The organism is Streptomyces sp. NPDC048172, from assembly GCF_043202595.1.
Taxonomy (GTDB): domain Bacteria; phylum Actinomycetota; class Actinomycetes; order Streptomycetales; family Streptomycetaceae; genus Streptomyces.
Genome location: NZ_JBIDAT010000003.1, coordinates 618,575 through 643,478 on the forward strand (window position 1 = coordinate 618,575; position 24,904 = coordinate 643,478).

Below are 24,904 nucleotides of genomic sequence, written 5' to 3' on the forward strand. Positions count from 1 at the left end.
AGCCCCCGGATGTACCTCGCCTCCAGCCGGGAGACGGGCGCACCGACGGCCGAAGGGGCGGCCTCGCGCGGCACTGACACGTCCAGTGCCGTGCGCGGCCGCGTCGCCGGGCCCGTCCTCGCTCTCGGCGCGGTCAGCCTCGTCACGGACATCTCCTCCGAGATGGTCACGGCGGTGCTGCCGCTCTACTTCGTCGTCGGACTGGGCCTCAACCCCCTCCAGTTCGGCTTCCTCGACGGCCTCTACAACGGCGTCACCGCCCTCGTCCGCCTCGTCGGGGGCCACGCCGCCGACCGCCGCCGGTGCCACAAGCTCGTCGCCGGATCCGGCTACGCGCTCTCCGCGCTCTCCCGGATCGGGCTGCTCCTGGCCGGGACCTCCACGGGCGGCATCGGCGCGGCCCTCGCCGCCGACCGGATCGGCAAGGGCGTCCGCACGGCGCCCCGCGACGCGCTCATCTCGCTCAGCAGCCCGCCGGACTCCCTCGGCAGGGCCTTCGGCGTGCACCGCGCGATGGACACCACGGGGGCGCTGCTCGGCCCCCTCGCCGCGTTCGCCCTGCTGTGGGCGACGGCCGACGCGTACGACGCCGTCTTCGTCGTCAGCTTCTGCGTCGGACTGCTCGGCGTACTGATGCTGCTCGCGCTCGTGCCCGGACGCGACCACCCCGCGCTGCGCCCCGCCGCCGCGGGTCCGGCGCCGCCGTCCCTCCGTGCCGTCCTCGGGCTGCTCGGCGACCGCCGCTTCCAGCGCGTCCTGTGCGCGGCCTCGCTGCTCGGCGCCGTCAGCATCGGCGACGCCTTCGTCTATCTGCTGCTCCAGCGGCGGCTGGAGTTCGCCACGAGCTGGTTCCCGCTGCTGCCGCTCGGGACGGCGGCCGTCTTCCTGCTGCTGGCCGTGCCGTTCGGCAGGCTCGCCGACCGTACGGGCCGCAGGCTGCCGTTCCTCTGGGGGCACGGCGCGCTGCTCGCCGTCTATCTGCTGCTGCTCGGACCGGTCGGCGGCTGGCCGCTGCTGTGCGCGGCGCTGCTGCTGCACGGCGTGTTCTACGCGGCGACGGACGGCGTCCTCATGGCGCTCGCGGCGCCCGTGCTGCCCGCCCGCCAACAGGCCGGGGGCATGGCCCTGCTGCAGACCGGCCAGGCGCTCGGACGGCTGCTCGCCGCCGTGGCCTTCGGCGCCGCCTGGACGCTGTGGGGCTCGCGCCCCGCCCTCGCGCTGGCCTCCGCCGCGCTGGCTGCGGGCCTGGCCGCGGGCGTGTTCCTGCTGCGCGACCGAGACCGTTCCGTCCCCGCCGAGGAGACCCCATGTCCGGCCGAATGACGCTCCCTTGGCGCGACGGCGCCGGGCTCAGCCTGCGGGCCCGGATCGCCGCGCTCGGCGCCGCGGCCCTCGTGCTCGCCTCCGTCGCCGTCGTCTACACCGTCCGCGCCGCCGACGGGCGCGCCGAGGCGACCACCGTCTCCTCCGCTTTCGGGCTCCGCGCGAAGGAGCCGAGGCTGCTCTTCCGCAGCACGCGCGACGGCTCCGGCAAGGGGCGTGTCGCCTGGGTGCCCGAGGGCGGCGGCGCCCCGCGCACCACCGGCGGACCGGCCTGCGACCGCTTCCACGCGGCGGCGGGCACCGGCCTCTGCGTCCAGCGCCAGCCGGGCCTGCCGCTGCGCTCGTACGCGATCGTGCTCGACCGGAAACTGAAGGAGAAGCGACGCGTTCCGCTCGACGGCATCCCCAACCGCGCCCGCGTCTCGGCCTCCGGACGGATGCTCTCCTGGACGAACTTCGCCTCCGGCGACTCCTACAACGAGTCGTCGTTCTCGACGCGCACCGGCATCCTCGACACCCGGACGGGCTACCTCGTCAAGAACATCGAGAACATCCCCCTCACCGTCGACGGCCGCCGCTACCACTCCCCGGACGTCAACTTCTGGGGCGTCACCTTCGCCGCCGACGACAACCGCTTCTACGCCACCGTCTCGACCAAGGGCAAGACGTACCTGATCGAGGGGGACATGAAGAAGTGGACCGCGCGGGCCCTGCGCGAGAACGCCGAGTGCCCCTCGCTCTCGCCGGACGGCCGCCACCTGGCGTTCAAGAAGAAGGTCTCCGGCGGCGGCAGCGCGCCCTGGCGGCTGCACGTGCTCGATCTGCGCACGATGCGCGAGCGCCCGCTCGCCGAGCGGCGCGGCGTGGACGACCAGGCGCTCTGGCTGGGGAAGTCGGAGGTGGCGTACGCGCTGCGCGAGGGCGGAGGCGGTTCCGGCCGCTCGGACATCTGGAGCGTACGGGCCGACGGCACGGGAGAGCCCCGTCTGCGCGTACGGGACGGCTCCTCACCGGCGTTGCTCCGCTGAGCCGTGACCTATGGGGAGAGGTCCAGACCTCCTGTTACGGTCGGACCCCCTGACGGCACGGCGAAAGGACGGCGCGGTGGGCGGCACGGACGGCGAGCAGCGGGCGTTTCTCGGCTCCTTCACCTCGGCGGGAGGCCACGGCATCACCGCCGTGCGCGTCGACCCGGAGACGGGCGCGCTCTCCGCGCCACGGCACACGGACGCGGTGCCCGACCCCTCGTACCTGACGCTCGCGCCCGGCGGCGCGTACCTCTACGCGGTCAGCGAGACCGTGCCCGGTGCCGCCGCGGCGCTCGCGACGCGCGGCACGGAAGCGCCCGAACCGCTCGGCGCCCCCGTGCCCGTGGACGGCGACGGCCCCACCCATCTCGCCCTCGCCGCCGGGCGGCTCTTCACCGCCGACTACGTCTCCGGCACGGTCAGCGCCCTCCGCGTCCGCGCCGACGGCGCCCTCGACGCGGGCGCGTACACCCACACCCACAAGGGCTCGGGCCCCAACGCCGAACGGCAGGAGAGCCCGCACGCCCACGCCGTCGTCCCCGACCCGTCCGGGCGGTGGCTGCTCTCGGTCGACCTGGGCACCGACTCGGTGTGGACGTACGACCTGCGGGACGCCGCCGCCGGTCCGCGCCCGTGCGGGGAGACCGCGCTGCGCCCCGGGAGCGGCCCGCGCCACCTGGCGTTCCGCCCTGGCGCCCCGCACCGCGCGTACGTCGTCAATGAGCTGGACTCGACGGTCACCACCTGCCGCTGGGACGCGGAGGCGGGTGTTCTCGAACCGCGCGGCGAGACCCGTACGCTGCCGCTGGACGCGCCCGGCGAGGGCAACTTCCCCTCAGGGCTGGCCCTCTCTCCCGACGGCCGCTTCGCCTGGGCGGCCAACAGGGGCGACGACAGCGTCGCCGTGCTCGCGCTGGAGGACGGCGAGGGGCTGCCGGAGTTCGTCACCACCGTGCCCTGCGGCGGCCACTGGCCCCGCGACCTGGCCGTCCACCCCTCGGGCCGCTGGATCTACGCCGCGAACGAGCGCTCGGGCGACGTCACCTGGTTCACCGTCGACCCCGCGACGGGCGTACCGCGCGCCGCGGGCGCCCTCGACGCCCCGGCGGTGAGCAACGTCGTCTTCGGCTGACGCACTGTCGGCCGACGCTCCTTCGGCTGACACGGCCCGGCGGCCTGACACGCGGGCGCCCCCTCGCACTCCGGAAGAACCCGAAAGGGGGAGTACGAGGGGGCGGTGACACCTGCGTGGTGAAGCCCGGCGCTACGGGATCAGCGCGCGGGCATGCCCTGGGGCGCCTGCTGCTGAGCGAGGCCGATCTTGGCCGCGTACGTCGAGGCCACCAGCTTGCCCACCGCCGGGTAGGCGCCCAGCGGCTCGGCCGTCGAGCAGCCCGCCTCCTTGGCCGCCTCCTCCAGCAGGCCCTCCGGGATCTCGGGGCCGATCAGGCACGGCGCCACCGCGAGCTGCTGCGAGCCCGAGCCCTGGAGCTGCTCGGCGGTACGCGCGACCGCGCCCTCCTCGTCGAGCCCGGCGGCGAGCACCGGCACGGCCAGCCGCGCGGCGAGCAGCATGCCGGTGATCCCGGCCGCCTGCACCGCGTCCTCGCCGCCCACGGTGGCGAGGACGATGCCGTCGGCGGCGGTCGCGACGGTGAACAGGCGCGCCCGGTCGGCGCGCGCGAGGCCCGCCTCGGACAGCTTCACGTGCACGCCCTCGGCCAGCAGCGGGTGCGGACCGAGCACATCGGTCAGCTCGGCGCCGGTGGCGCTGTTGAGCACCTCCTGCCGTATGCGGCGCATCAGCGCGGGGTTCGGCCCGGCGAGGAGCGGCACCACGACGGCGGGCAGGGAGTCGTCCTCGCCCGTCTCGGCGGGGGCCTCCCCCTCCGGCGCGACGGGACCGCGCCGCCGTGCGGCGCGCTCGGCGACCGCCCTGGTGAGCGCCGACCCCAGCGACGGGAACTCCTCGTCGTCGCCGTCCGCGAAGCCGACGCGCGCGTCCAGGCCGGGCAGCTCCGAGCGGGCGATGCTCAGAGTCTCCTCGGCCAGGCTGCGGTGGGCGCTGGACGGCGTGCCGGGAACCGCCAGCACCAGCGCGGGCGCGTTCTCGGGGGCAACGACGGGCTCCGGTCGGCGGTGCCGTCCGGGCTGGCGTGGACGCGGCATTCGTACGGGCAGACCATTGTCCGGCCCTGTGGGGGAGCTCATGCGCCCGCATGCTAATGCCTTGATGGGCTTGGCTGTTCGGCCGGGGGAGACCAGGCGCATATGTCCTGATTCGCACCGGCCGAAGTGTGACCGTTTTTGGCCGATTCTGTTAAACGCCGTTCACGACGTGCAGAAGCCTCGGTTCGACCGGCAGTGCGAGATCGTCCGAGGCCAGGCGTGCCGCGATCAGCACGGAGCCGTCCAGCGGGTCGCCCGCCGTCTCCACGACGGGGACGTCCGGCAGCCGCGCCGCCAGCTCCTCCCGTACGGGCACCGTCAGCGGCCCGCCCAGCCGGAACAGCCCACCGGTCAGCGCGAGTCCGGGGGAGGCCTCCGCCCGGCGCGCGCCGGGCGCGGGGCAGACGGCGGCGGCGCTCCGGGCGATCTCGCGCGCGGCCTCGCGCAGGATGCCCTCCGCCACCGGGTCGTCGTCCGCGCAGCGCGCCACCTCGGGCGCGAAGGACGCCAGCACGGCGGGGCGGTCCGTCCGCGGATAGAGCTGCCCCGGCAGCCCGTTGAGCGCGCCGCCGAACATCTCCTCCGCGCGCTTCCGCAGCACCGCCGAGCCGCCCTCACGGCCGTCGTACGCGCGCATCGCGGCCTCCAGCCCCGCGCGGCCGATCCAGGCGCCGCCGCCGCAGTCGCCCAGCAGATGCCCCCAGCCGTCGGCGCGGCGCCAGGCGCGCAGGTCGGTGCCCATCGTGATCATCCCGGTGCCCGCCGCCACGACGGCCCCCGGCCGCTCGCCCAGCGCTCCCGCGTACGCCGTGACCCCGTCGGCGGCCAGCGCCAGCCTCCGTACGCCGAACGCCTCGCGCAGGAAACCCGGCAGCCCCGCCCGCAGGTCGTCGCCGAGGGACGCCATTCCGGTCGCGCCCACACAGACGGCCTCGGGCTTGTCGTCGGCCCCGGCCCGGTCCAGCAGCTCGTGGACGGCGGGCTCCAGCAGCGCCGCCATGTGCGCCGCCTCGATCCCGGCCGGGCCCGTACGCACCGGCTCGGCGGACGAGACCTGGCCGAACCGCTCGACGGACCGGCCCGCGGAGCCCGCCCCGCCGCTCCGTACGCGCGCGAGCGCCACCCGGATCCCGGAGCCCCCGGAATCGACCCCGAGCACCCAGGGTGCGGCGCTCCCGGCTCTCACGGAAGGCGCCAGTCCACGGGCTCGGCGCCCTGCCGCGCCAGCAGCTCGTTCGTACGGCTGAAGGGGCGCGAGCCGAAGAAGCCCCGGTCCGCCGACATGGGGGACGGGTGCGAGGACTCCACCGAGGGCAGCTCGCCCAGCAGCGGGCGCAGATTGCGCGCGTCCCGCCCCCACAGGATCGAGACCAGCGGCTTGCCGCGCGCCGCGAGGGCGCGGATCGCCTGCTCGGTGACCTCCTCCCAGCCCTTGCCCCGGTGCGCGGCGGGCTTGCGCGGGGCCGTGGTGAGCGCCCTGTTGAGCAGCAGCACGCCCTGGCGCGTCCAGGGCGTCAGATCCCCGTTGGAGGGACGGGGGAGGCCCAGGTCGTTGTGCATCTCCCGGTAGATGTTCTCCAGACTGCCCGGCAGCGGGCGCACCTCGGGCGCCACGGAGAAGGACAGCCCCACGGCATGGCCGGGCGTCGGATAGGGGTCCTGCCCCACGATGAGGACGCGCACCTCATCGAAGGGCTGCTGGAACGCGCGCAGCACATTCGCCCCCGAGGGGAGATACGTTCTGCCCTCCGCGATCTCCGTGCGGAGGAAGTCGCCCATCACGGCGACGCGTTCAGCGACCGGCTCCAGTGCCTTGGCCCAGCCCGGTTCGACGATTTCGTTCAACGGTCGTGCAGCCACGAGCCGTCACTCTACTGGCTCAACAGGCGTCGCGCGGTCAGTCGATCACCGCCGCCCGCACGCACAGGACATCGGGGAGGTGGGAGGCCAACTGCTGCCACGTCTCGCCGTCGTCGGCGCTGGCGAACAGCTCACCGTTCCGGTTCCCGAAATAGATGCCCGCGGGGTCCGCGTCGTCCGTCCAGAGGGCGTCGCGCAGCACCGGGCCGTAGTGCGCCTCGCGCGGCAGCCCGGTCTCCAGCGGCTGCCACGTCCTGCCCGCGTCCTCCGTGCGGTGCACCCGGCAGTGGCGCCCCGCGGGCACCCGGTCCGCGTCCGCGTTGAGCGGGAAGAGATACGCGACGCCGCCGCGCCGGGGGTGGGCCGCGACGGGGAAGCCGAAGTCCGAGGGCAGGCTGTCCCCGATCGAGGTCCAGCTGGCCGCGTTGTCGTCGCTGCGGAAGACGCCCCAGTGGTTCTGGAGATAGAACCGGTCGGGGTCCTCCGCGTCCCGCGCGACCTTGTGCACGCACTGGCCGTACTCCGGATAGCGCTGGCTCTCCGGGAGGAACACGGCCGAGACGCCCCGGTTGCACGGGTCCCAGCTCTTGCCGCCGTCCGCCGTGCGGTACGCGCCGCCGGTCGAGACCGCGACCGTCACCACCCGGGCGTCGCGCGGGTCCACCAGGATCGTGTGCAGCCCGAGCCCGCCGCCGCCCGGCATCCACTCCGCGCGGGTGGGGTGCTCCCACAGGGAGCGGACCAGCTCGAAGGACTCGCCGCCGTCCTCCGAGCGGAAGAGGCCGCCGGGCTCCGTGCCCGCGTAGACCACACCGGGCTCGGAGTCGCCGCCCGGCTGGAGCTGCCAGACGCGCTCCAGCGACGTGCCCGTGTCCTCCGGATACCTGACCGGCGGGCGCGTGGGCTCCGTCCAGGTCTCTCCCAGGTCGTCGGAGTGGAAGACCGAGGGGCCCCAGTGGGCGCTGTCGCCCCCGGCCAGGATCCGAGGAGTGTCCCTGCCCCTTCTGTCGATCCCGATCGCATAGACCGCCTGGGCGTTGAAGTGCGGGCCTGTGAACTCCCAGCCCGCCTCGTGCCGCCGCCCGACCGGCCGCCGCGCGAGGAACAGACCTTTTCTCGTGCCTACTGCGAGCAGTACGTCCGCCATGCGGATCACCGCCTCCATGACGTCGTTGTCCGAGGTACCGCTCAGTCTGCACCCCGCCACTGACAGCCGCCCTCACGACGCGCGTCGCCGCAGCTCAGCGCCCGTATCGGCGGACACAGGAGGCGTGCGGGAAGGCTCAGCCCGGCAGGCCCGCGGCCGCCAGCAGGCCGTCCCAGTCCGGGATCTTGACCGTCGCCCGCTCCAGACGCCGCCCGAGGTCCGCCTCGGCCGCCTCGATGCCGAGCCAGCCGCCCCACTCCACCGGACGCCGCCCCGCCGCGCGCAGCACGTCCAGCGGGTCGTCCGCCAGCGGTCCGCGGGCGGCCAGCAGCGCCTCCGCGTCCTCCAGCAGCGAGCCCACCGTCTCCTTCGCGCACGGCCGGTTGGTGCCGATCACGCCGGTGGGGCCGCGCTTGATCCACCCCGCCACGTACTCGCCCGGCGAGGGCACGCCGTCCCGCAGCACCCTGCCCGCCGTGTGCGGCACCGTGCCCGAGCGGGCGTCGAACGGGAGCCCGTCCAGGGGCACTCCGTGGTAGCCGACCGAGCGCAGCACGAGCTGCGCCTCGATCTCCTCGTACGCTCCCGTGCCGGTGACGCCGCCCGCGCCGTCCGGCGCCGTCCGCTCGAAGCGCACGCCGCGCACGGCGCCCGCGCCGTCGTCCAGGATCTCCACGGGGCGCAGATAGAAGCGCAGCCCGATCGTGCCGGGACGGCCGGAGGGCTCGGCCGCCGCCCAGTCGCGCAGCACGGCCACGTTGCGCCGTACGGCCGAGGGCAGCCCCTCCGGGTCCCGGTAGCCGGGATCGAGGCTCAGCTCGTCCTCGCGTACGCGCGTCTCCGCGCCCGGCAGCGTGCCCAGCTCGCGCAGCTCCTTCGTGGTGAACTTCGCCTGCGAGGGGCCCCGCCGTCCCACCATCGTCACGGTGCTGACGGCGCTGCGCTCCAGGCTCTCCAGCGCGGCCTGCGGCATGTCCGTCGGCCGCAGCTCGTCGGCGCCGCGCGCCAGCACGCGCGCGACGTCCACCGCGACGTTGCCGACCCCGATGACCACGGCCGAGCGCGCGCCCAGGGCGAAGCCGTCGTCCCGCGCGTCCGGATGCGCGCTGTACCAGGAGACGAAGTCGGTCGCCGAGTGGCTGCCGCGCAGGTCCTCGCCGGGGATCCCCAACCGCCTGTCCGTGGCGGCGCCGACGCAGTAGACCACCGCGTGGTAAGCGCGCAGGAGCGCGGCGGGCGGCATGCCGTCCGGGCCCACCTCCACGTTCCCGAGGAAGCGGATCCGGGGGTGCTCCAGCACCGTACGGAGCGTGCCCTGCAGGGACTTGATCTTCTCGTGGTCCGGCGCCACGCCGTAGCGCACCAGTCCGTACGGGCAGGGGAGCCGGTCCAGGACGTCCACGGCCACGGCCGGGCCGGTCTCCTCCTCGCGGACCAGGCCCTGCGCGGCGTACACACCGCTCGGCCCGGCGCCGACCACGGCCACGCGGAGGCGGTCCTGCTGCTGTCGGGGGGCTGGCACGGAGGCGCTCCTTCCCGCCGGGGTTCCAGGATCGCACCGGAGCGCGGGCTCCGGGAGGGGTGCGGAAGGAGTACGGAAGGGGTGCGGAAGACGGCCTCCCGTGAACTCCGGGCGCCTCACGGGCCCTTGAGGGCACCTCCGGGCTCCACGGGCAGCACGTACGCCACCGCCGACGCGCGGTGCTCGACGAAGTCGTGCAGGGCGTCGGTGGCGTCGAGGCGCTGCTGGACGCGGGTGAAGAGGGCGGGGTCGCGCATGTAGGCGAGGAAGAGGAGCCCCCGGTCCCGGGCGCCGTGGTCGTAGGAGTAGCCGCGCCGCAGCATGCGGGCACCGCCGTCGAGCCGGGAGTGGGCCAGGCGCACGTGGGCGTCGTTCGGGACAACGTAGCGCCCGTGGGGCGTCTTGGCGAAGAGGTCGACCGGATCGTGCTCGCGGTCGCCGCCGAGCGGGGCGCCGCTGCGCAGACGGCGGCCGATGACGTCCTCCTGCCGTGCGCGGGGCAGCCGGGCGAAGTCCGCCGTCTCCATGTGGACGCGGCGGTAGACGAGACAGCTGCCCCCGTCCTCGTCCCACACCCAGCGCTCCCGCTCGGCGGGGGACGGGTTCTCCGTGCCGTCCTTGAAGCCGAAGAGGTTCCGCGGGGTCTCCGTGCCCGCGTGCGGGGGCAGGAAGCCGCGCTCGTGCCAGCGGGCCGCGAACGCGGGCGAGAGGGCGGAGCTCACGCGGCGCGCGGCACGGTCGAGGTCCTCCGGCGCTTCGCCGCACAGCTGGACGAGGACGTCGCCGCCGGAGCGGCGCGGATCGAGGCGGTCGCGGGGGAACGCGGGGACGTCCCGCAGGCGCGCGGGAGCGGGCAGCCCGAGCGTGCGGTACAGCCCGGGCCCCGTCGCCACCGTCACGGTGAGCCCTTCCGCGCCCTCCTCAGCGCGCCCTTCGGACACCCGTACCCGGGACACGGCGCCGAGCGCCTGCCGGAGGTCCGCCACGCGGGCCTGACGGCGCAGGTCGTACGCGCGGAGGAGGACGTGCCGGGGCTGCGGCCCGGCGACACCGTCCTGGCGGGACGCGGTGCGCCGGCGCGCCGCCGTGCCGACGGCGGGGTTCCGGCCGTCACCGGTTCCGGTGGGCCGCGGCAGGCAGGATTCGGCGGCCATGGAGGCGGCGAGCACCGCCACGGCGGCGGAGCCGGTCAGCACGCCGCGGCGCGTCTGCGGCCCGAGGCGGGCAGGAGTGGCCGTCATCGGTCCTCCAAGAGGGCTGAACGTTTCGCGCGGTACGAGCGGACGGCGAGGGCGGCGGCACGGAGCGGCATGGAGCGGTGCTGAGCCGTACGGACGGTACGGACCGTACGGACCCGCGCGGACCGCGCCGACCCGCGCCGACCCCGTACGGGCAGGGGGCGGCCAGGCTGGGCCGTCGGGGCCGACCAGACGCTACACCTTGTGACATGTACTCCTTTGACAGGAAACGCCCCGCACGGCGTGTTCCGTCGCGCCTCCTCGCCGCGCTCCTCCTCTTGGTGCTCGCTCCCGCCTGCGGCCGTGCCGCCGAGGACGCGGCGGAGGACAACGCGCCGTCCGGCGGCGGCAGTCCGGTGGTGCGGAGGGTGCCTGCCGCGTATCCGTCCATCCAGAAGGCGGTGGATTCCGCCCGACCGGGCGACACCGTGCTGGTCTCTTCGGGTGTTTACCGCGAGAGCGTCACGGTGCGGACGGAACGGCTCACCCTGCGGGGCACCTCGCGCTCCAGGACCGTCGTGGACGGGCAGTTCAAGCGGGCCAACGGCGTCACGGTGACCGGCGCCGGGTCGGTGGTCGAGAACCTGACGGTGCGCAACCACCTCGCCAACGGGCTGCTGTTCACCGGCGTGACGGACGAGGCCCTCCAGGGCACCGGCGCGGGCGGATCCGGCTACGAACGGCTCGACACGGGCAGGTTCCCGCCGCTGCGCGGCTTCCGGGCCTCCTACGTCACCGCGCACAACAACGCGCTGTACGGCATCTACGCCTTCGACTCCCGGAACGGCGTCATCGAGCACTCGTACGCCTCCGGCCACTCCGACTCGGGCATCTACGTGGGCCAGTGCAGGCCCTGCCGCACGGTGGTGCGGGACAACACGACCGAGCACAACGCGGTCGGCGTCGAGGTCACCAACGCCTCGCGCGCGCTGTACTTCCTCGGGAACACGGCACGCCGCAACCGGGTCGGCATGACCGTGCTCTCCGACAACCTGGAGTCGCTGGGCCCGCAGCACCGCGCCGTGTTCGCCGGGAACCTGATCGCCGACAACAACGACGACCGCAGCCCCGAACAGGCCGACGGCGGCTTCGGTGTCGGCGTCGGCGTCAGCGGGGGACGCGACAACCGCTTCACTCGCAACCGCGTCGAGGGCAACCGGGCCGGGGCCTTCGTCCTCCGCGACGAACAGGGCCGCCCGGCGGTCCGCAACCGTATCCGGCACAACGCCACGGACGGCGGGTCGCCCGGCCTCGTGCTCCGCACGGCCCGCGCCGGGGGCAACTGCTACCGCGACAACGGACCGGGCCTCACCGTTCCCCGCACGCTGCCCCGTACGGTGACCGCCTGCTCGGGCGGCGACCCCGCGCTGCGCGGCTCCGCGAGGCCGCCCCGTACCGGCCCGGTGCCGCCCGGGGTCTCCTTCCGCGAGGTGCCCGCGCCGCCCGCCCAGCCGGGCATGCGCGATCCGGCGCACGCGAAGGCGCGACCCGCGACGGGGCTGCCCGGCGCGGTGGAGCCGGGCTCCTACCCGCTGCCGGAGCCCGGCCGCTGAGCCCCGTGCTCAACTCCGGCGCGCGGGACCGCCCCACGGACGGTCGGGCAGCTTCGACGCGGCCCCGGCCCCGGCCCCGTTCCCGGCCCTGGCCCCGTGCCCGTTCCCGGCTCCGGTGAAGTCGATGCGTACGGGCCGGGGCAGGCCGTCCATCCGGGCCTCCAGCCGCCGGAGCTGCCCGTCGCGGCTCACCCAGTACGTCAGCGGCGAGACGGACGTACGGCGGTCCGTCCGGTCCGTTCGGTCCGTCCGGGGCCGCGGCCCCGCGAACACGTCGTACGTCCGGCCGCCGACGCGCTCCGAGCGCAGCCACCGCGCGCCGCCCTGCGCGAGCAACTGGGCGTTCTCCGGCCGGTCGGTCCCCAGCGACTGGCTGAGCCGCAGCGCGCGGTCGAACGGGTCGCTGGTGTAGCTCCGGGGGGACCAGGCCGTACGCGCCGGCTTCGCGGCCGCGCGCGTCACGTCACGGGGCGAGGACGCGCCGGGGCGTACGCCGAGTCCGCCCTCGTCCCAGGCGACCAGCCCGCGGGACCCGGCGCTCGCGGAGTCCCCGCCCTTCGTGTCTGCCACGCCGTAGCGGCCCACGGCGCGGTGGGAGCGGTAGTCGACCACGCCGGAGACCAGGAGGGTGGCCTCGCCCCGGGGGACCCTCAGTTCGAGCCCCACGGGGCTCGCCTCGTAGCGGCTGAACCGGGCCAGGGCGAAGCGCTGGGCCTCCGCCGTGGTCAGGGGGCGGCCCCGCTCGCCTCCGTCGCCGGAGTCCGGACCGACGGCCGCGGTGACACCGAGCGCGGCACCGGCGGTCCCCGCGAGCAGCAGGCACCCCAGCACCCATTTCTTCACCTTCATCGGAAATCTTCTCCGTACGGCCGTCGGTCCGGTCAGGGGGTCACTTCTTCTTGCCGTGCCGGTCGGGCTGGTTGGTGAGCGTGATCTCGACCGGATCGGTGTCGCTGTTGGCCGCGGTGACCTTCAGCGGGGTCACGGTCCGGCGCGGCAGCACGTAGCCGTCCGGGACCGCGGTCTCGACCAGGTAGTACGAGCCGACGCCGAGGTCCGCGAAGACGCACCTGCCGCGTCCGTCGGTGGCACACCCGCGGTCGCGCCGGGTGTCGGGCCGGGAGCCGGTGCGCTGGAGGCCGGGCCGTCCGTTGGTCTCCTGCCACAGCTGGAAGACGGCACCGGCCAGCGGCTTGCCGGTCCGGGCGTCCTTCTTGGTGACGACGACGCGGGACGACGGGGCCTTCGGCCGGACGAATCCGAAGTCGAGGGTGTGGTCGTTCCTGCCGGGCTCGCCCAGCGTCACCTCGGTGAAGGGGTATCCGTCGCCGCCCGGCCGGGTTCTGCCGTTGGAGTCGATCTCCCTGTTGCCGCCCTGGTCGTGCGGCGTCGGCACCCAGCCGTCGAGGGGCTCGCCCTCCCGGCGGTCGGCCGGATCGTCGAGCCGCACGGTGTACTCGCGGCCCGAGACCCAGTCCGCCGGATCGACGTTCTTGAGCAGGGTGGAGTCGAAGTAGTACTCGCCGCGGGCGTTGGTCTTCGTCGTCGCGATCTTCTTGCCGCTCGCGTCGTAGAGGTTGACCGTGGCGCCCACGACCGGCTTCTCGTCCGGGTCCTGGATGCCGTCCCTCGTGTGCTTGCCCTCGTCGTACCAGACGCGGTTGCCGATCTGGAGCGGCGCCTCGTCGCACAGCACTTCCAGGTCGCCCATGCCGCCGGCCTTGCCGAACGAACTGGTCAGCTCGTTGCCCTGGCCGTCGGCGATGGTGCCGTCGCTCCGGTTGAAGAAGCCGGTGCCCGAGGTGTGCGCGTTGTCGATGGGGTCGTAGAGGGTGGTGGCCACGGTGTCCTCGACCTTGGACAGCGCCACCCCGCCCAGGGCGGTCTCCTGGTGCGAGCCATGGATGCGGTGGTCGCCGGGGTAGAACTCCGCGACATCCGGGTCCTGGCCCCCGCTGTTGGCCGGTGTGGCGTTGTTCCGGCAGCCGCCGTTGGCGTCCAGGGCGAACGTGCCGCCCTTCTCGCAGGCGCGGTTGAGGTCGCCGCCCGCGAAGGTCTGCACGGTCCGCGAGGTGTCGCCCGGCTCGTAGGTGATGAACGCGCCGTACTGGTCGGCGAAGCGGTCGCGGAAGCCCAGGATCAGTTCGCCGTCCGTGTCCACCACGATGTCCGACAGCAGCGGGGCCGGGTTCGGCACCTCACGGCCGTCCTGCTGGCCGGACTGGCAGTCGGCCCCGTCCTGCGTGTCCGGCACGGTGGTGCGCCAGGGGAACCACTTGTCGCCGGGGCAGGAGGCGGGCACGTACACCTTGCCGCGCGGGTAGGTGAGCTTCTCGTCCATCACCGTGCCGGTGAAGCTGCCGCTGTCCGGGTCGAAGGTCTGGATGACGGCGCGCAGGTCGTCCCGGTCCTGGGTGGACTCGCCGGAGCAGACGCCGCCGACGTACACGGTGCCGTCCTGCTCGCCGAGGCCGAAGGGCCGCCAGTCGTCCCCGGAGGGGCACCCCGGGTCGGGGATGGCGTACGACGCCTTGGGCGCGGACGCCGTCTTCCGGGTGGCGTCGTAGCGGTAGAGCTTCCGGTCGTTGAGGTTGACGGCGTACAGGTCCTTGCCGTCGTCGCTCACGTCGATGTCGCCCAGCGACTCCTTGCCCACGGCGGTACGGAAGGCGAGGTCCATGTCGGTGTCGACGTCGTGCTCGGTCGTACCGGCGTTCGGAACGGTCGTGAACTGGGTCAGCTCGCCCGTCTCCCGGTCGGTCAGATAGATCGCGCCGGGGCCTCCCGGGCCGTACTCGGCGCCGCGCTTGGCGAAGGCCGAGGAGAAGAGCCACTTCTTCTGCTTGCTGTACCCGAGGCCCCAGAGGGAGCCGGTCTCGCCCTTGGTGGCGAGGTCGGTGGTCTCCGCGTCGTTGCCGCGGGCGTTGTACGGGTGGGTGACCAGGGTGCGTGCCGAGTCGGGGTCCGCCTGGCCCGGGACGTCGCTCTTGATGCAGGCGGTGGCCAGGTCGGCGTTCTTCTGGCAGTAGTCGCCCGGGTTCCAGAAGGACGTGGTCACCTCGGCGTCCCGGCCGCCGGACAGGTCGACGAACTCGACGTGGGAGGAGAGCGCCCCCGGATCGCTCAGGTCGTCCTTGGACGCGGCGAACCCGGGGTGGAGGACTCCGGGCTTCGGGTTCTTGACCTCGACGCGGTACCTGCCGCCCTGGAGCCGGGTGCCGGGCTCCAGCCGTACGGTGCCGTCCGCGCCCGTGGTGCCGGTGACGGACCTGCCGTCGGTGTCGGTGAGGACCACCTCCACGCCCCGCATGCCGGGCTCCAGCGCGTCGTCCCAGCGGCCGTTCCCGTTCACCTCCCGCACCACCCGTACGGTCGCGCCGCCGTCCCCGGCGTCGGCACCGGCCTGCCAGCCGGAGGGCAGGACGGTGGCGGCCGCGACGCCCGTCGCGAGGGCGGCCACACAGCCCGCTCTGAGGGCCGCTCTTCGCCGCCCCGGTCCCACCTGTTCAGTAGGTCTGATCACTCTCATGGACCCGATTGAAGGGCGCCCGTAAACCCGGGGCGACGCGCCACTCCCCGCAGGGCGCGGCGGGGGCGGGGAAACCACCCCAACGGCAGGGCGTACGGGCCCCTCGCGCCGCGCCGCCCGGGGCGGCCCCTGGAGATACGGCAACTCCGCGTTCCTGGCGGCCCGCTATCGGGGGGCGTTGCCCCGCCGCCGGTGTGTGCCGCGCGGAGCCGTACGGGAGCGGCGGTACGGTGCCGCCGTGTCGGAAAGTTCCCTTTACTCCTCTTGCTCCTCGAACTACCTGAATCCGCCGAATGGATCTGTATCGGTGTGGCCCCTGTGGGAACTCCAGGGATACGGCACGGCCACCCCCGACCCCGACTGGACGGGCCGCCCCGGCGGCGCGCCCGACCTGCTGCCGCCCTGGTTCAACGTCCGGCTGACCTTCTCCGACGGCTCCCGGATCGACATCCTGGCCGCCGTCGTCGACGGCCAGGTCACCATCGAGGACATGCGCGCCGAGCCCGCGCTGCCCCTGCACGGCTTCGCGACCCTCGCGGGCTGGATCGCGGAGCCCCTGGAGGACGCCTGCCGCGTGGTGCTCGACCAGCACGCCGCGGGCAGCACCGGCGGTACGGGCGGTACGGGCGTCGACCAGCGCTCGTTCCGCCATCGCCCGGACCCCGGGGCGGCCGAGGAGCCCGCCAAGCGCCGGGCCCGCCCCGCGTGGCCGAGGGGCACGGCGGGGCGGCGCGTCGCCGCCGAGGCCTATCTGGCGGCGCAGGAAGGGGGGCAGGACCCCGTGCTCGCCGTGATGTGCGCGACGGGCATGAGCCGCCGCAAATCGCTGAAGATCATCGCCAGTGCGCGTGACGAGGGATACCTCGCGCCCCGCCACGCGCGCCGCTGACGGCCGATCGGGTACACCCGCCCGGATCTCCCGTGGACACGGGTTCGTCTGCCGGAAGCCTGGCTACGTTGCAGTCATGAATCGTGATCATCGGTACCTCGCGGGCCTGGCGGTGATCGCGTCCGCCGCGATGTCCCTCGCCCCGGCCGTCACCGCCTCTGCCTCCGCCGAACCGGCCGAGTCCGCCCGGGCCGCCCAGGCCCCCTCGGGATCGCGGACGTTCGGCTTCACCGGCGCACCTGAGAGGTTCACCGTGCCGGACGGCGTCTGCGCGCTGTCCGTGACGGCGGACGGCGCCGCCGGAGGCGAAGGGCAGTACGGCAACCCCGGCGGCAGGGGAGCGCGGGTGTCCACGCCCCTCCGCGTGACGGAGGGTCAGACCCTGACCGTCGACGTCGGCGGCAAGGGCCACGGAGGGGACGAGGACGCGGACAAGGCGCAGGGCGGCTACGGGGGCGGTGGAAACGGCGGCGCGTACGTCGTGGACGGACAGATCAGCGGCATCGCCTCCGGCGGGGGCGGCGGCCGTACGGTCGTCAGCTCCGGAGCGGTGCCCCTCGTCGTGGCGGGCGGCGGCGGTGGCGGAGGCTCCTCCTTCTTCTCGTCAGGGCTCGACGGCGGCGACGGCGGCCGGGCCGGAAAGCCGGGCCTCGGGCTGCCGGGCAACGACGAGGGCAAGCCCGGGCGTCCCGGCGGCGAGGGCGGCGCCGGAGGCGTCAACGTCCCCACGGCCACGCCGAACGGCGAGAACGGCTTCCCCGGCGTGGGGCCGGTCGGCGGACGCGGCGGCAACACCACCGGAGACCCGCACGGCGGCGCGGGCGGCGGTGGCGGCGGCGGAGCCGCCGGGGGCGGGGGCGGCGCTGCCTCGCCCACCGACCAGAACAGCGGCGCGGGCGGCGGCGGAGGCTCCAGCTCGGGACCCGGCGGAGCCTCCGTCACCGACGGCGCCCAGAGCGGGAACGGCGAGGTGACCTTCCGCTGGGAGCCCTGCGAGGAGGCCGGAATCACGGTCGTGAAGACCGACGCCACGAGCGGCAAGGCCCTGCCCGGCGCGGTTTTCCAGGTCTGGCGGGAGACCAACGGCACGCCCGGCCTCCAGCGCACCGGCAGCGACCCGGACACCAGGACCGGCGCCGCCTGCGCCACCGACGGGCAGGGACGCTGCACGTTCGACGGCCTTCCGCTGGGCACCTACTACCTCCAGGAGACCGCCGTCCCGGACGGCTACCGGCTCCCCGCGAATCCCGTCACCGGCCCCCTCACCCTCGACACGGCGGGCGAACAGCTCACCAAGAGGCTCGCCAACGCACGCGACACCTGCGGCAAGGGCAAGGGATGCAAGTGAGCCGCCCCCGCCCCCGCCCCCGCGCTAGCGCAGCTTGCGCATCCGCCGGATCTCGGACTTCTGCTGCGCCATCACATCGGTGGCCATCTCCTCGACGCGCACGTCGTTCCCGTTCTCCAGGAGCTGTACGGCCATCGTGACCGCGCCCCGGTGATGGGTCGTCATCAGGGTCAGGAACAGCTCGTCGAACGCCTTCCCCTTCGCGGCCCGCAACTTGTCGAGCTGCGCCTCGGTCGCCATGCCGGGCATCCCCGCGTGCCCGTCGTGTCCGCCGTCGTGTCCGTCGTGCCCCTTCTCGTGCCCTCCGTGCCCGTTGCTCTTCAGCCAGCCGCGCATCGCCTTGATCTCCGGGCCCTGCGCCGCTCCGATGCGTGAGGCGAGTTTCCGTACGCCCTTTCCCACGGCACGCTCGGGCGCCAAGGCGGTCATCACCAGGGCCTGTTGGTGGTGCTGGATCATCGTCGTCGCGTAGGTGACGTCGGCCGCGTTGGGCTTCGTGTCGCCGCCCGATGCCTTCCTTGCGTCCTTCGGGGAGAGGGTGCGCGCCTTCTCGCCGGGCTTCCCGGGGGCGATCACCCCGGGGCCGTCCGCGGCCTTGCCCTCGCCCTTGTCCGGCTCGCTCTCGCAGCCCGTGAGCGCGGGGAGCGCGGTGAGGAGCAGGGCGCACGCCGTGGCGGCGAGCGCGGGCGCGCGGTGGCGGCTGTGTCTGTGACGGTCGGTCACACGGGCCTCCTGAGGCCGGAGTGGGCGGTGTCGGAGGTGTTCCCCTCTGTTGAGATGGACATGCAGGACGTCATACTGCCGGAATCCGTGACTGTTCACCCGTACGGGGACGGGCGGATTCAAGGGAGGTCGCAGTGACGCCGTTTCCCAGAAGCAGAACCGGCTCCGGTTCCGGACGCGCCAGACGCGTCGGCCGGAGGCCCAGGGGCCGTCTCGTCGCCCTGACCGGGGCGCTCGGTCTCGTGGCCACGCTCCTCGTCGCGGGGCCGGCCGCCGCCACCCCGGATCCCGGGGACGCCCCGAAGGCGCCGAAGAAGGTGACCGAGCGGGACAGGGCGCAGACCGAGGCCGCCATCCGCAGCGGCGAGATACCCGGCAAGGACGAGATCGTCCACAGCAAGAACGTCTCGCACCTGGCGAACCTCCCCAAGGGAGCGCTCCAGGGCACCAATTCGGACCTGGCCTTCCAGGGGAAGTACGCCTTCGCGGGCAATTACGATGGATTCACGGTCTACGACATCAGCAGGCCGAAGTCGCCCAAGGTCGTCAGCCAGGTGCTCTGCCCCGGCTCGCAGAACGACGTGTCGGTCGCCGGGAACCTGCTCTTCCTCTCCACCGACTCCTCGCGCAGCGACGACTCGTGCAGCAGCACCAAGCAGCCCGCCACGGAGAAGGACTCCTGGGAGGGCATGAAGATCTTCGACATCAGCGACAAGAAGAAGCCGAAGTACGTCTCCGCCGTGGAGACCGCCTGCGGCTCGCACACCCACACCCTCGTGCCGGACCGGAAGAACGTCTACGTCTACGTGTCCTCGTACGCGCCCGACGCGAGCTTCCCCGACTGCAAGCCGCCGCACGACGGCATCTCCATCGTCAAGGTGCCGCGCGCCGCGCCGCAGAAGGCGAAGGTCATCGACTTCCCGGTGCTCTTCCCCGACGGCGGCTACCCCGGTGACCCGGACAGGCCCGAGGCCAGCGACACCACCGGGTGCCACGACATCACCTCGTACCCGAGGCTGAAGCTGGCCGCCGGGGCGTGCATGGGCGACGGCGTCCTGCTCGACGTCGCGAACCCCGAACGGCCGCGCGTCATCGACCGCGTCCAGGACACCGACAACTTCGCCTTCTGGCACTCGGCGACCTTCAACCAGCGCGGCGACAAGGTCGTCTTTACCGACGAGCTGGGCGGTGGCGGGGCCCCGACCTGCGACAAGGCGACGGGCGACGAGAAGGGCGCCGACGGGATCTACGACATCACCGGCAAGGGCGACAAGCGCAAGCTGGAGTTCAAGAGCTACTTCAAGATCCCGCGCCACCAGGCGGCGACCGAGAACTGCGTCGCGCACAACGGCTCGCTGATCCCCGCCAAGGGGCGCGACATCATGGTGCAGGCCTGGTACCAGGGCGGCGTCTCCGTCTGGGACTTCACCGACTCGGCGAAGCCCGAGGAGATCGGCTACTTCGAGCGCGGCCCGCTCTCCGAGGACACCCTCGTGGGCGGCGGCTCCTGGTCCGCGTACTACTACAACGGGCACATCTACTCGAACGACATGGCCAAGGGCTTCGACGTGCTCCGCGTCGACGACCGGCGCACCGACAGCGCCAAGAACGTCAGGATGCGCGAGCTCAACGTCCAGACGCAGCCTGACTATCGCTGACCGGACGGCCGCTCAGATGGATCGGTGAGAGCGTGCGCGTCCCGTCCGGGGGAGGGGCGTCCCCGGGCGGGGCGCCCAGCTCCCACGGAAGCCCGTACCGGACGAACAGCTCGGCGCGCAGCCGTTCCAGCGGCATCGGGATGCCTGGCAGCAGCACGGCGACGACCGCGCCCATCAGCAGGGCGCGCAGCAGCGGATAGTCGGTGTCCGGGTCCGGCGAGCCGTAGCGCGTCACGGCGTCGCGCAGCAGGGAGGCCAGCCGCTGCTGCTCGTCGCACTGCACGAACCCCTCCTGCTGGAGGATTCCGGCCATATGGGCGCGCATCAGTACGGGGTGGTCGCGGGCCATGCTCAGGATCGCGTCGATGGCGCGGGCCAGCGTCTCCTGACCGCCGAGCTGCCCCTCGGGCACGGGACCGCCGCGCTCCAGGCCCTCGGACAGGGTGAGGTGCATCAGCCGGTGCACGGCCGATTGGAACAACTGCCGCTTGCCGGGGAAGTAGTACGAGATCAGGCCGCGCGCGGAGCCCGCGCGGTCGGCGATGTCCCCGAGCGTCGTCGCCTCGTAGCCACGTTCGGCCACCAGTTCGACGGTCGCATGGAGAAGCCGCTCGCGCGAGCGTCGGCGCAACTCTTCATTGACCGATGCGCTCCGGGGGGACATGCTGTAACTCCTGCGTTGACTGGCTGGCAGCCAATATACTCAGCACTGGCTTCGGGCGTGCCTCATCGTGTAAGGGCGATCGTCCGGCAAGGCGGCCGATATCGGGGCGACACGGGGGATCGCCTCGATATCGGCGCAGTACATGAAGTGCGTGGCTCAGGCTATCCCACCTGTTCGAACCTGTTCGAGCACGGGGCCGAGCCCCTCCGGCCGCTCGTCCACGGGCAGGTGCTCCACCTGGAGGAAGCGGCAGCCGAGCGCGGTGGCGCCCCCGTCGGCCTCCGCGCTGTCGCCCACCATCAGCACGTCTTCCGGTGCCAGCCCCAGCTTCTCGCAGCCGACGGCGAAGAGCCGTGCGTCGGGCTTCTGCACTCCGTGCTCGTACGACAGCACGTACGCGTCCACCAGCGGGTCGAGCCCGTGGGCGCGGAAGACCGGGCGCAGGTCCCAGCCGATGTTGCTCACGACGGCCACCGGAACGCTCCGCTCCGCGAGCGCGCCCAGTACCCGGGCCGCGTCCGGGTACGGCTGCCACGCCTCGGGGGCCATGTGCCGCTCGTACAGTGCCTCGTGGAGACCCGGGCGGGGGAGCGGGACCTGACGGGCCAGCCCCGTGTACGCCGCGCGGTGCTCCTCGGCGCTGCGGTCGCGGTGCGCCCACACCTCGCGCAGCTCCTCGGGGACACGGCGGGGCGGGAGGCCGCCGGGCAGCGCGCCCGCCTCCTCCAGCCGCCGCGCGGTGGCGTCGAACTCCTCCGGGGGCAGCTCGACGCCCGCCTCGTCCAGCACCGCGCCCAGCCAGCTCCCGACGGGCTCGACGCGCAGCAGGGTGCCCGAGAAGTCGAACAGGACCCCCGCGCACGCTCCCGCGCCCTCCGGCGCACCGGTCCCGACTGCCGCACTGTTCATGATCAAAGTATTCCACGCCCGAACTGCGCCCCCGACACCGGGTGTTCAGCAGTCGCTTCCGGCCACTGCGCGGTCCCTCTCCACCCGTACGGGCGCTACGTTGTGGGCGACAGCGGCACGGCCGCGCCGGGAGCGACACAGGGCAGGGGAGCGCATGAGCGACGAGCAGGGACCGCCGGGAATCGACACGTCCGTTCCGCACTCGGCGCGGATCTGGAACTACCTGCTGGGCGGCAGGGACAACTACGCCGTCGACCGCGCGGCGGGGGACAACGTGCTCGCCGTCTTCCCCGGCATGGTCGACATCACCCGGCACTCCCGCGTCTTCATCGGCCGCGTGGTCCGCCAGCTCGCGGAGCGCGAGGGGATACGGCAGTTCCTCGACATCGGTACCGGGCTGCCCACCCACGACAACACCCACGAGATCGCCCAGCGCGTCTCCCCGGACTGCCGCGTCGTCTACGTCGACAACGACCCGCTCGTCCTCGCGCACGCCCACGCCCTGCTCACCAGCACGCCCGAGGGCGCGACCGCGTACATCGACGCCGACGTCCGCGACCCCGCCCGCATCCTCCGCGAGGCGGCCGGGACCCTCGACCTGGACCGGCCCGTCGGGCTGATGCTCATGGGCATCCTCGGCCTGGTCGCCGACGACGACGAGTGCCGCGCGATCATCCGTACGCTGATGGACGCGCTTCCGGCGGGCAGCTTCCTCGGGCTCAACGACGGGACGGACACCGACCCCGCCTACGTGAAGGCCATCGAGGGCTTCAACGCGAAGTCGGGCGCCGTCCCGTACACACCGCGCGGCCCCGAGCGGATCGAGCGCTTCTTCGACGGCTACGAGCTCCTGGAGCCCGGCGTCGTGTCCTGCCCCCGCTGGCGGCCCGAGGCGCTGCTCGGCGAGCCGGACGAGGTCGCCGTCTTCGGGGGCCTGGCCCGCAAGTCGTAGCGCGCGCTCCCGACGGCCAGGGCCGCCAGGGGCAGCGCGAGGCCCAGGAGGCCGCCCACCAGCGTGTCGGTCAGCCAGTGCACGCCCGTCCAGACCCGGGTGAAGGCGACACCGGCGACCGACACGGCCGCGACGGCGAGCGCGGCGCGCCACGGGGCGCCGCGTACGCCGAGCCCGTGCAGCAGCCACAGCAGCAGGACGCAGGTCGCGGCCGCCGTCATGACGTGCCCCGAGGGCATCGCGGCGTACTGCGCCGAGTCCACGGGGCGCTCCCACACCGGACGGTCGCGGCCGACCGCCGCCTTCAGCCCCTGCTGCACGGCGGCCGTGGCGGCGGCCGTACCGGCGATCCAGAGCGCCACGAGCCGGTCGCCGCGCCACAGCAGCCACAGGACCACCAGCGCGAGCAGCAGCCTCATGGTCCACGGATCCCACACCCAGTCCGTCAGGACCCTGTTCACGTCCGTCCAGAACGGATGGTCCAGCGCCGCGCCGTGCAGCCCCCGCGCCACGCTCCGGTCGAGCGAGATCAGGGGCCGCCAGTCGGCGACGACCAGGAAGAGGATGACGGCGGCGAGCGCCCCGAGGGCCGCCGCGGCCCGGAGCTGAGCGGAACCGGGCGGGGTCAGACGGTGCATGCCCCGATCATCACCCGGAGCGGGGGCCGGGGCACAGGCCCCGGACCGGAGGAGGCGGAAGAGATGCCTCCGGCGCGTCGGACCGGTCCGGATCAGTGCAGCGCGGAGAGGCCCGGGCCGAACGCCACCAGCAGCGGGACGAGCGGCACCAGCGCGGCGACCGCCGTCATCCGCAGCCTGCGGCCCACGGTGAAGCGGGGCCCCGGCGAGAGCAGCCGGTGCACGCGCTGCGGCACCTGCGCCAGCGCGGTCGGGCAGGGGCCGAACACGCCCCGGTCCTCGTTGAGTTCGACCAGCGCGAGGGCGATCGTCAGCCGCCCGTAGCGGCGCGAGGCGACGTCGTCGGCGGCCAGCTCCACCAACCGGTGGACCTGGTCGTGGAAGTCGGCGAAGACCGGGATCCGGGGGAAGCCGCCCGCGAGCGCCCCCGAGCAGTGCAGCAGCCAGTCGTGCCGCGCCCGCGCGTGGCCCTGCTCGTGCTCCAGGACGGCGTCCAGCTGGCGGCCCTTGAGCCGCCGCAGCGCGGCCGTCGTGATGACGAGCTGCGGCGCCGCGCCGGGCAGCCACCAGGCGTCCGGCTTCTCGCCCTCCAGCACCACGAGCCGGTCGCCGGACGAGGGCTCCTCGCCGGGCAGCCGGGGCGCGCGCTCACGCAGGTCGGCGCGGCGCCTGCGGCGTCGCGCCCGCGCGTCGCGCACCTCGCGCAGCAGCATCGCGCCCGTCCACGCGCCCCCGCACGCCAGCAGCACGGCCAGCGCGGCGGCCCAGGGGGAGTCCGCGCCGAGCCCGTACGCCTCGACGACGCCGCGCGGCGCGGGGGCGAAGACGTGACTCCGGACGACCTGGAAGGCGGCGGCTCCGGAGAGCGCCATGGCGAGGAGGCAGCACAGCAGGACGGCGCCGACGACGCACTGCCAGACCCAGAGCGCGAGCACGGGTTCCCGGTCGGGCCACGAGCTGCGGGTCAGTACGCGTGGTGCCAGACCCGCGGCCAGCAGGGCGAGCAGCATCAGCGCGAGCGGCACCATCATGGCCACAGCCTAGAAGTCCAGGGGTACGGGGCGGTACGCCCCTTGGTACAGAAGTGACGCGGCTCACTGCCGGACCGCGGCCGGCGGCCTCACAGCGTCAGCAGCATCGCGAACATCCCCGTGCCCATCGCCAGCCGTACGCCCGCCACGACCCCGGGCTGCCGCAGCAGCGCGCCGCCGCTCTCCTCCCGCGCGCCGTCGCCCGCAGGCATCAGTCGCGCGCCGGAGCGCAGCACGTAGAACGCGAAGTACGCCAGCAGTGCGCCAGTCAGCAGCGGAAGCCCCGCGGCCCCCGCGGCGCCGGTGGCCGTGCCCCCGGCGTGCGCGCCCCCGTGCGCGTGTCCTGGGGAGGCGGCCATCGCGGCCGCCATGTAGAGCATCGCCAACGCGCCCACGGCGTGGTGCAGATGGGCGGCGTGCGCCCCCTCGCCGCCGCGGTGCGCGAGCAGGAGGCGCACTTCCCATGCCGTCACCGCGCCGAAGACCGTCACGTACAGCGCGAGGGGGACGGGGGAGTACGGGGACCAGAACGGGGAGTCGGGCAGCGCCATCACTGTCATGCCGAGGCACATCAGGGCCTCGCTGACGGCCTCTTCCCGCCGCGTGCCCGTCGAGCCTCTCGCCCGCAGCGCGCAGCAGGCACCCGTCGCCGCGCACAGCGCCACGAGCAGCCAGCCGACCGTGGCAGGGCCGTGCATCGCCCACCTCCCCGCTCGTCCCACG

General features: G+C 74.0%; 22 protein-coding genes. 8 read left to right on the forward strand and 14 right to left on the reverse strand.

Translation table 11 applies throughout. From position 1 onward, the window contains the following. Window positions 1-9 precede the first annotated feature (9 nt). The 3 genes from ACGF3A_RS16085 (at window position 10) to ACGF3A_RS16095 (ending at window position 3,483) form a co-directional block, all read left to right on the forward strand. Window positions 10-1,323 (forward strand): MFS transporter, encoded by a 1,314-nt coding sequence (locus tag ACGF3A_RS16085; RefSeq protein WP_393730059.1) that lies wholly within the window; start codon window positions 10-12, stop codon window positions 1,321-1,323. Further along, complete coding sequence (locus tag ACGF3A_RS16090; RefSeq protein WP_393730061.1) at window positions 1,308-2,351, forward strand: hypothetical protein; 1,044 nt, start codon at window positions 1,308-1,310, stop codon at window positions 2,349-2,351. Before ACGF3A_RS16085 ends, ACGF3A_RS16090 begins: the two co-directional genes overlap by 16 nt. Window positions 2,352-2,427: 76 nt before the next feature. Beyond that, entirely contained in the window at window positions 2,428-3,483 is a 1,056-nt protein-coding gene (locus ACGF3A_RS16095) for a lactonase family protein (RefSeq protein ID WP_393730063.1), read from the forward strand. Between the two features lie 140 nt (window positions 3,484-3,623). Here ACGF3A_RS16095 and ACGF3A_RS16100 read toward each other — a convergent pair whose 3' ends face one another. From ACGF3A_RS16100 to ACGF3A_RS16125, 6 genes are all read right to left on the reverse strand, one after another. Next, the gene (locus ACGF3A_RS16100; RefSeq protein WP_393730066.1) at window positions 3,624-4,562 is read right to left on the reverse strand and encodes a sirohydrochlorin chelatase; all 939 of its coding nucleotides are present in this window, start codon (window positions 4,560-4,562) and stop codon (window positions 3,624-3,626) included. A 109-nt stretch (window positions 4,563-4,671) separates the two neighbouring features. Continuing rightward, on the reverse strand, window positions 4,672-5,706 hold the full coding sequence (locus tag ACGF3A_RS16105) for an N-acetylglucosamine kinase (RefSeq protein ID WP_393730068.1): 1,035 nt from the start codon (window positions 5,704-5,706) through the stop codon (window positions 4,672-4,674). Beyond that, a complete protein-coding gene (locus ACGF3A_RS16110) occupies window positions 5,703-6,380 on the reverse strand; it encodes a uracil-DNA glycosylase (protein ID WP_393730070.1) in 678 nt (225 codons plus the stop codon). Before ACGF3A_RS16110 ends, ACGF3A_RS16105 begins: the two co-directional genes overlap by 4 nt. A 37-nt stretch (window positions 6,381-6,417) precedes the next feature. Further along, complete coding sequence (locus ACGF3A_RS16115; RefSeq protein WP_393730705.1) at window positions 6,418-7,527, reverse strand: WD40/YVTN/BNR-like repeat-containing protein; 1,110 nt, start codon at window positions 7,525-7,527, stop codon at window positions 6,418-6,420. A 136-nt stretch (window positions 7,528-7,663) separates the two neighbouring features. Continuing rightward, window positions 7,664-9,049, reverse strand: coding sequence for an FAD-dependent oxidoreductase (locus ACGF3A_RS16120; RefSeq protein WP_393730072.1), 1,386 nt, complete (start codon window positions 9,047-9,049; stop codon window positions 7,664-7,666). A gap of 116 nt (window positions 9,050-9,165) precedes the next feature. Further along, window positions 9,166-10,290, reverse strand: coding sequence for a Dyp-type peroxidase (locus tag ACGF3A_RS16125; protein ID WP_393730074.1), 1,125 nt, complete (start codon window positions 10,288-10,290; stop codon window positions 9,166-9,168). 206 nt (window positions 10,291-10,496) lie between these two features. Between ACGF3A_RS16125 and ACGF3A_RS16130 the strand changes: the two genes are divergently transcribed. After that, complete coding sequence (locus ACGF3A_RS16130) at window positions 10,497-11,840, forward strand: right-handed parallel beta-helix repeat-containing protein (RefSeq protein ID WP_393730076.1); 1,344 nt, start codon at window positions 10,497-10,499, stop codon at window positions 11,838-11,840. Between the two features lie 9 nt (window positions 11,841-11,849). Here ACGF3A_RS16130 and ACGF3A_RS16135 read toward each other — a convergent pair whose 3' ends face one another. Further along, on the reverse strand, window positions 11,850-12,689 hold the full coding sequence (locus ACGF3A_RS16135) for a hypothetical protein (RefSeq protein ID WP_393730078.1): 840 nt from the start codon (window positions 12,687-12,689) through the stop codon (window positions 11,850-11,852). A 40-nt stretch (window positions 12,690-12,729) separates the two neighbouring features. Further along, window positions 12,730-15,300 (reverse strand): SdrD B-like domain-containing protein, encoded by a 2,571-nt coding sequence (locus ACGF3A_RS16140; RefSeq protein ID WP_393730080.1) that lies wholly within the window; start codon window positions 15,298-15,300, stop codon window positions 12,730-12,732. Between the two features lie 376 nt (window positions 15,301-15,676). Between ACGF3A_RS16140 and ACGF3A_RS16145 the strand changes: the two genes are divergently transcribed. Then, the gene (locus ACGF3A_RS16145) at window positions 15,677-16,258 is read left to right on the forward strand and encodes a DUF6214 family protein (RefSeq protein WP_393730083.1); all 582 of its coding nucleotides are present in this window, start codon (window positions 15,677-15,679) and stop codon (window positions 16,256-16,258) included. Between the two features lie 76 nt (window positions 16,259-16,334). Next, window positions 16,335-17,606 carry a prealbumin-like fold domain-containing protein gene (locus ACGF3A_RS16150; protein ID WP_393730085.1) on the forward strand — a complete coding sequence of 424 codons (1,272 nt, stop codon included), beginning with the start codon at window positions 16,335-16,337 and terminating at the stop codon, window positions 17,604-17,606. Between the two features lie 24 nt (window positions 17,607-17,630). On the opposite strand, the gene ACGF3A_RS16155 is transcribed toward ACGF3A_RS16150, so the two are convergent. After that, window positions 17,631-18,329: a DUF305 domain-containing protein gene (locus ACGF3A_RS16155; protein ID WP_393730087.1), complete on the reverse strand. Its 699-nt coding sequence runs from the start codon at window positions 18,327-18,329 to the stop codon at window positions 17,631-17,633. A gap of 134 nt (window positions 18,330-18,463) precedes the next feature. Between ACGF3A_RS16155 and ACGF3A_RS16160 the strand changes: the two genes are divergently transcribed. Further along, on the forward strand, window positions 18,464-19,987 hold the full coding sequence (locus tag ACGF3A_RS16160; RefSeq protein WP_393730089.1) for an LVIVD repeat-containing protein: 1,524 nt from the start codon (window positions 18,464-18,466) through the stop codon (window positions 19,985-19,987). Here ACGF3A_RS16160 and ACGF3A_RS16165 read toward each other — a convergent pair. Next, a complete protein-coding gene (locus ACGF3A_RS16165) occupies window positions 19,956-20,651 on the reverse strand; it encodes a TetR/AcrR family transcriptional regulator (RefSeq protein WP_393730091.1) in 696 nt (231 codons plus the stop codon). The genes ACGF3A_RS16160 and ACGF3A_RS16165 overlap by 32 nt on opposite strands. Window positions 20,652-20,807: 156 nt before the next feature. Continuing rightward, window positions 20,808-21,560, reverse strand: coding sequence for an HAD family hydrolase (locus tag ACGF3A_RS16170; protein ID WP_393730093.1), 753 nt, complete (start codon window positions 21,558-21,560; stop codon window positions 20,808-20,810). A 154-nt stretch (window positions 21,561-21,714) separates the two neighbouring features. Here ACGF3A_RS16170 and ACGF3A_RS16175 point away from each other — a divergent pair, with 154 nt between their 5' ends. Continuing rightward, window positions 21,715-22,512 (forward strand): SAM-dependent methyltransferase, encoded by a 798-nt coding sequence (locus tag ACGF3A_RS16175; protein ID WP_393730095.1) that lies wholly within the window; start codon window positions 21,715-21,717, stop codon window positions 22,510-22,512. On the opposite strand, the gene ACGF3A_RS16180 is transcribed toward ACGF3A_RS16175, so the two are convergent. From ACGF3A_RS16180 to ACGF3A_RS16190, 3 genes are all read right to left on the reverse strand, one after another. Further along, on the reverse strand, window positions 22,401-23,150 hold the full coding sequence (locus tag ACGF3A_RS16180) for a phosphatase PAP2 family protein (protein ID WP_393730097.1): 750 nt from the start codon (window positions 23,148-23,150) through the stop codon (window positions 22,401-22,403). The genes ACGF3A_RS16175 and ACGF3A_RS16180 overlap by 112 nt on opposite strands. A gap of 92 nt (window positions 23,151-23,242) precedes the next feature. Then, a complete protein-coding gene (locus ACGF3A_RS16185; protein ID WP_393730099.1) occupies window positions 23,243-24,181 on the reverse strand; it encodes a M56 family metallopeptidase in 939 nt (312 codons plus the stop codon). Between the two features lie 89 nt (window positions 24,182-24,270). Beyond that, a complete protein-coding gene (locus ACGF3A_RS16190) occupies window positions 24,271-24,879 on the reverse strand; it encodes a DUF5134 domain-containing protein (protein WP_393730101.1) in 609 nt (202 codons plus the stop codon). Between the last annotated feature and the right edge of the window lie 25 nt (window positions 24,880-24,904).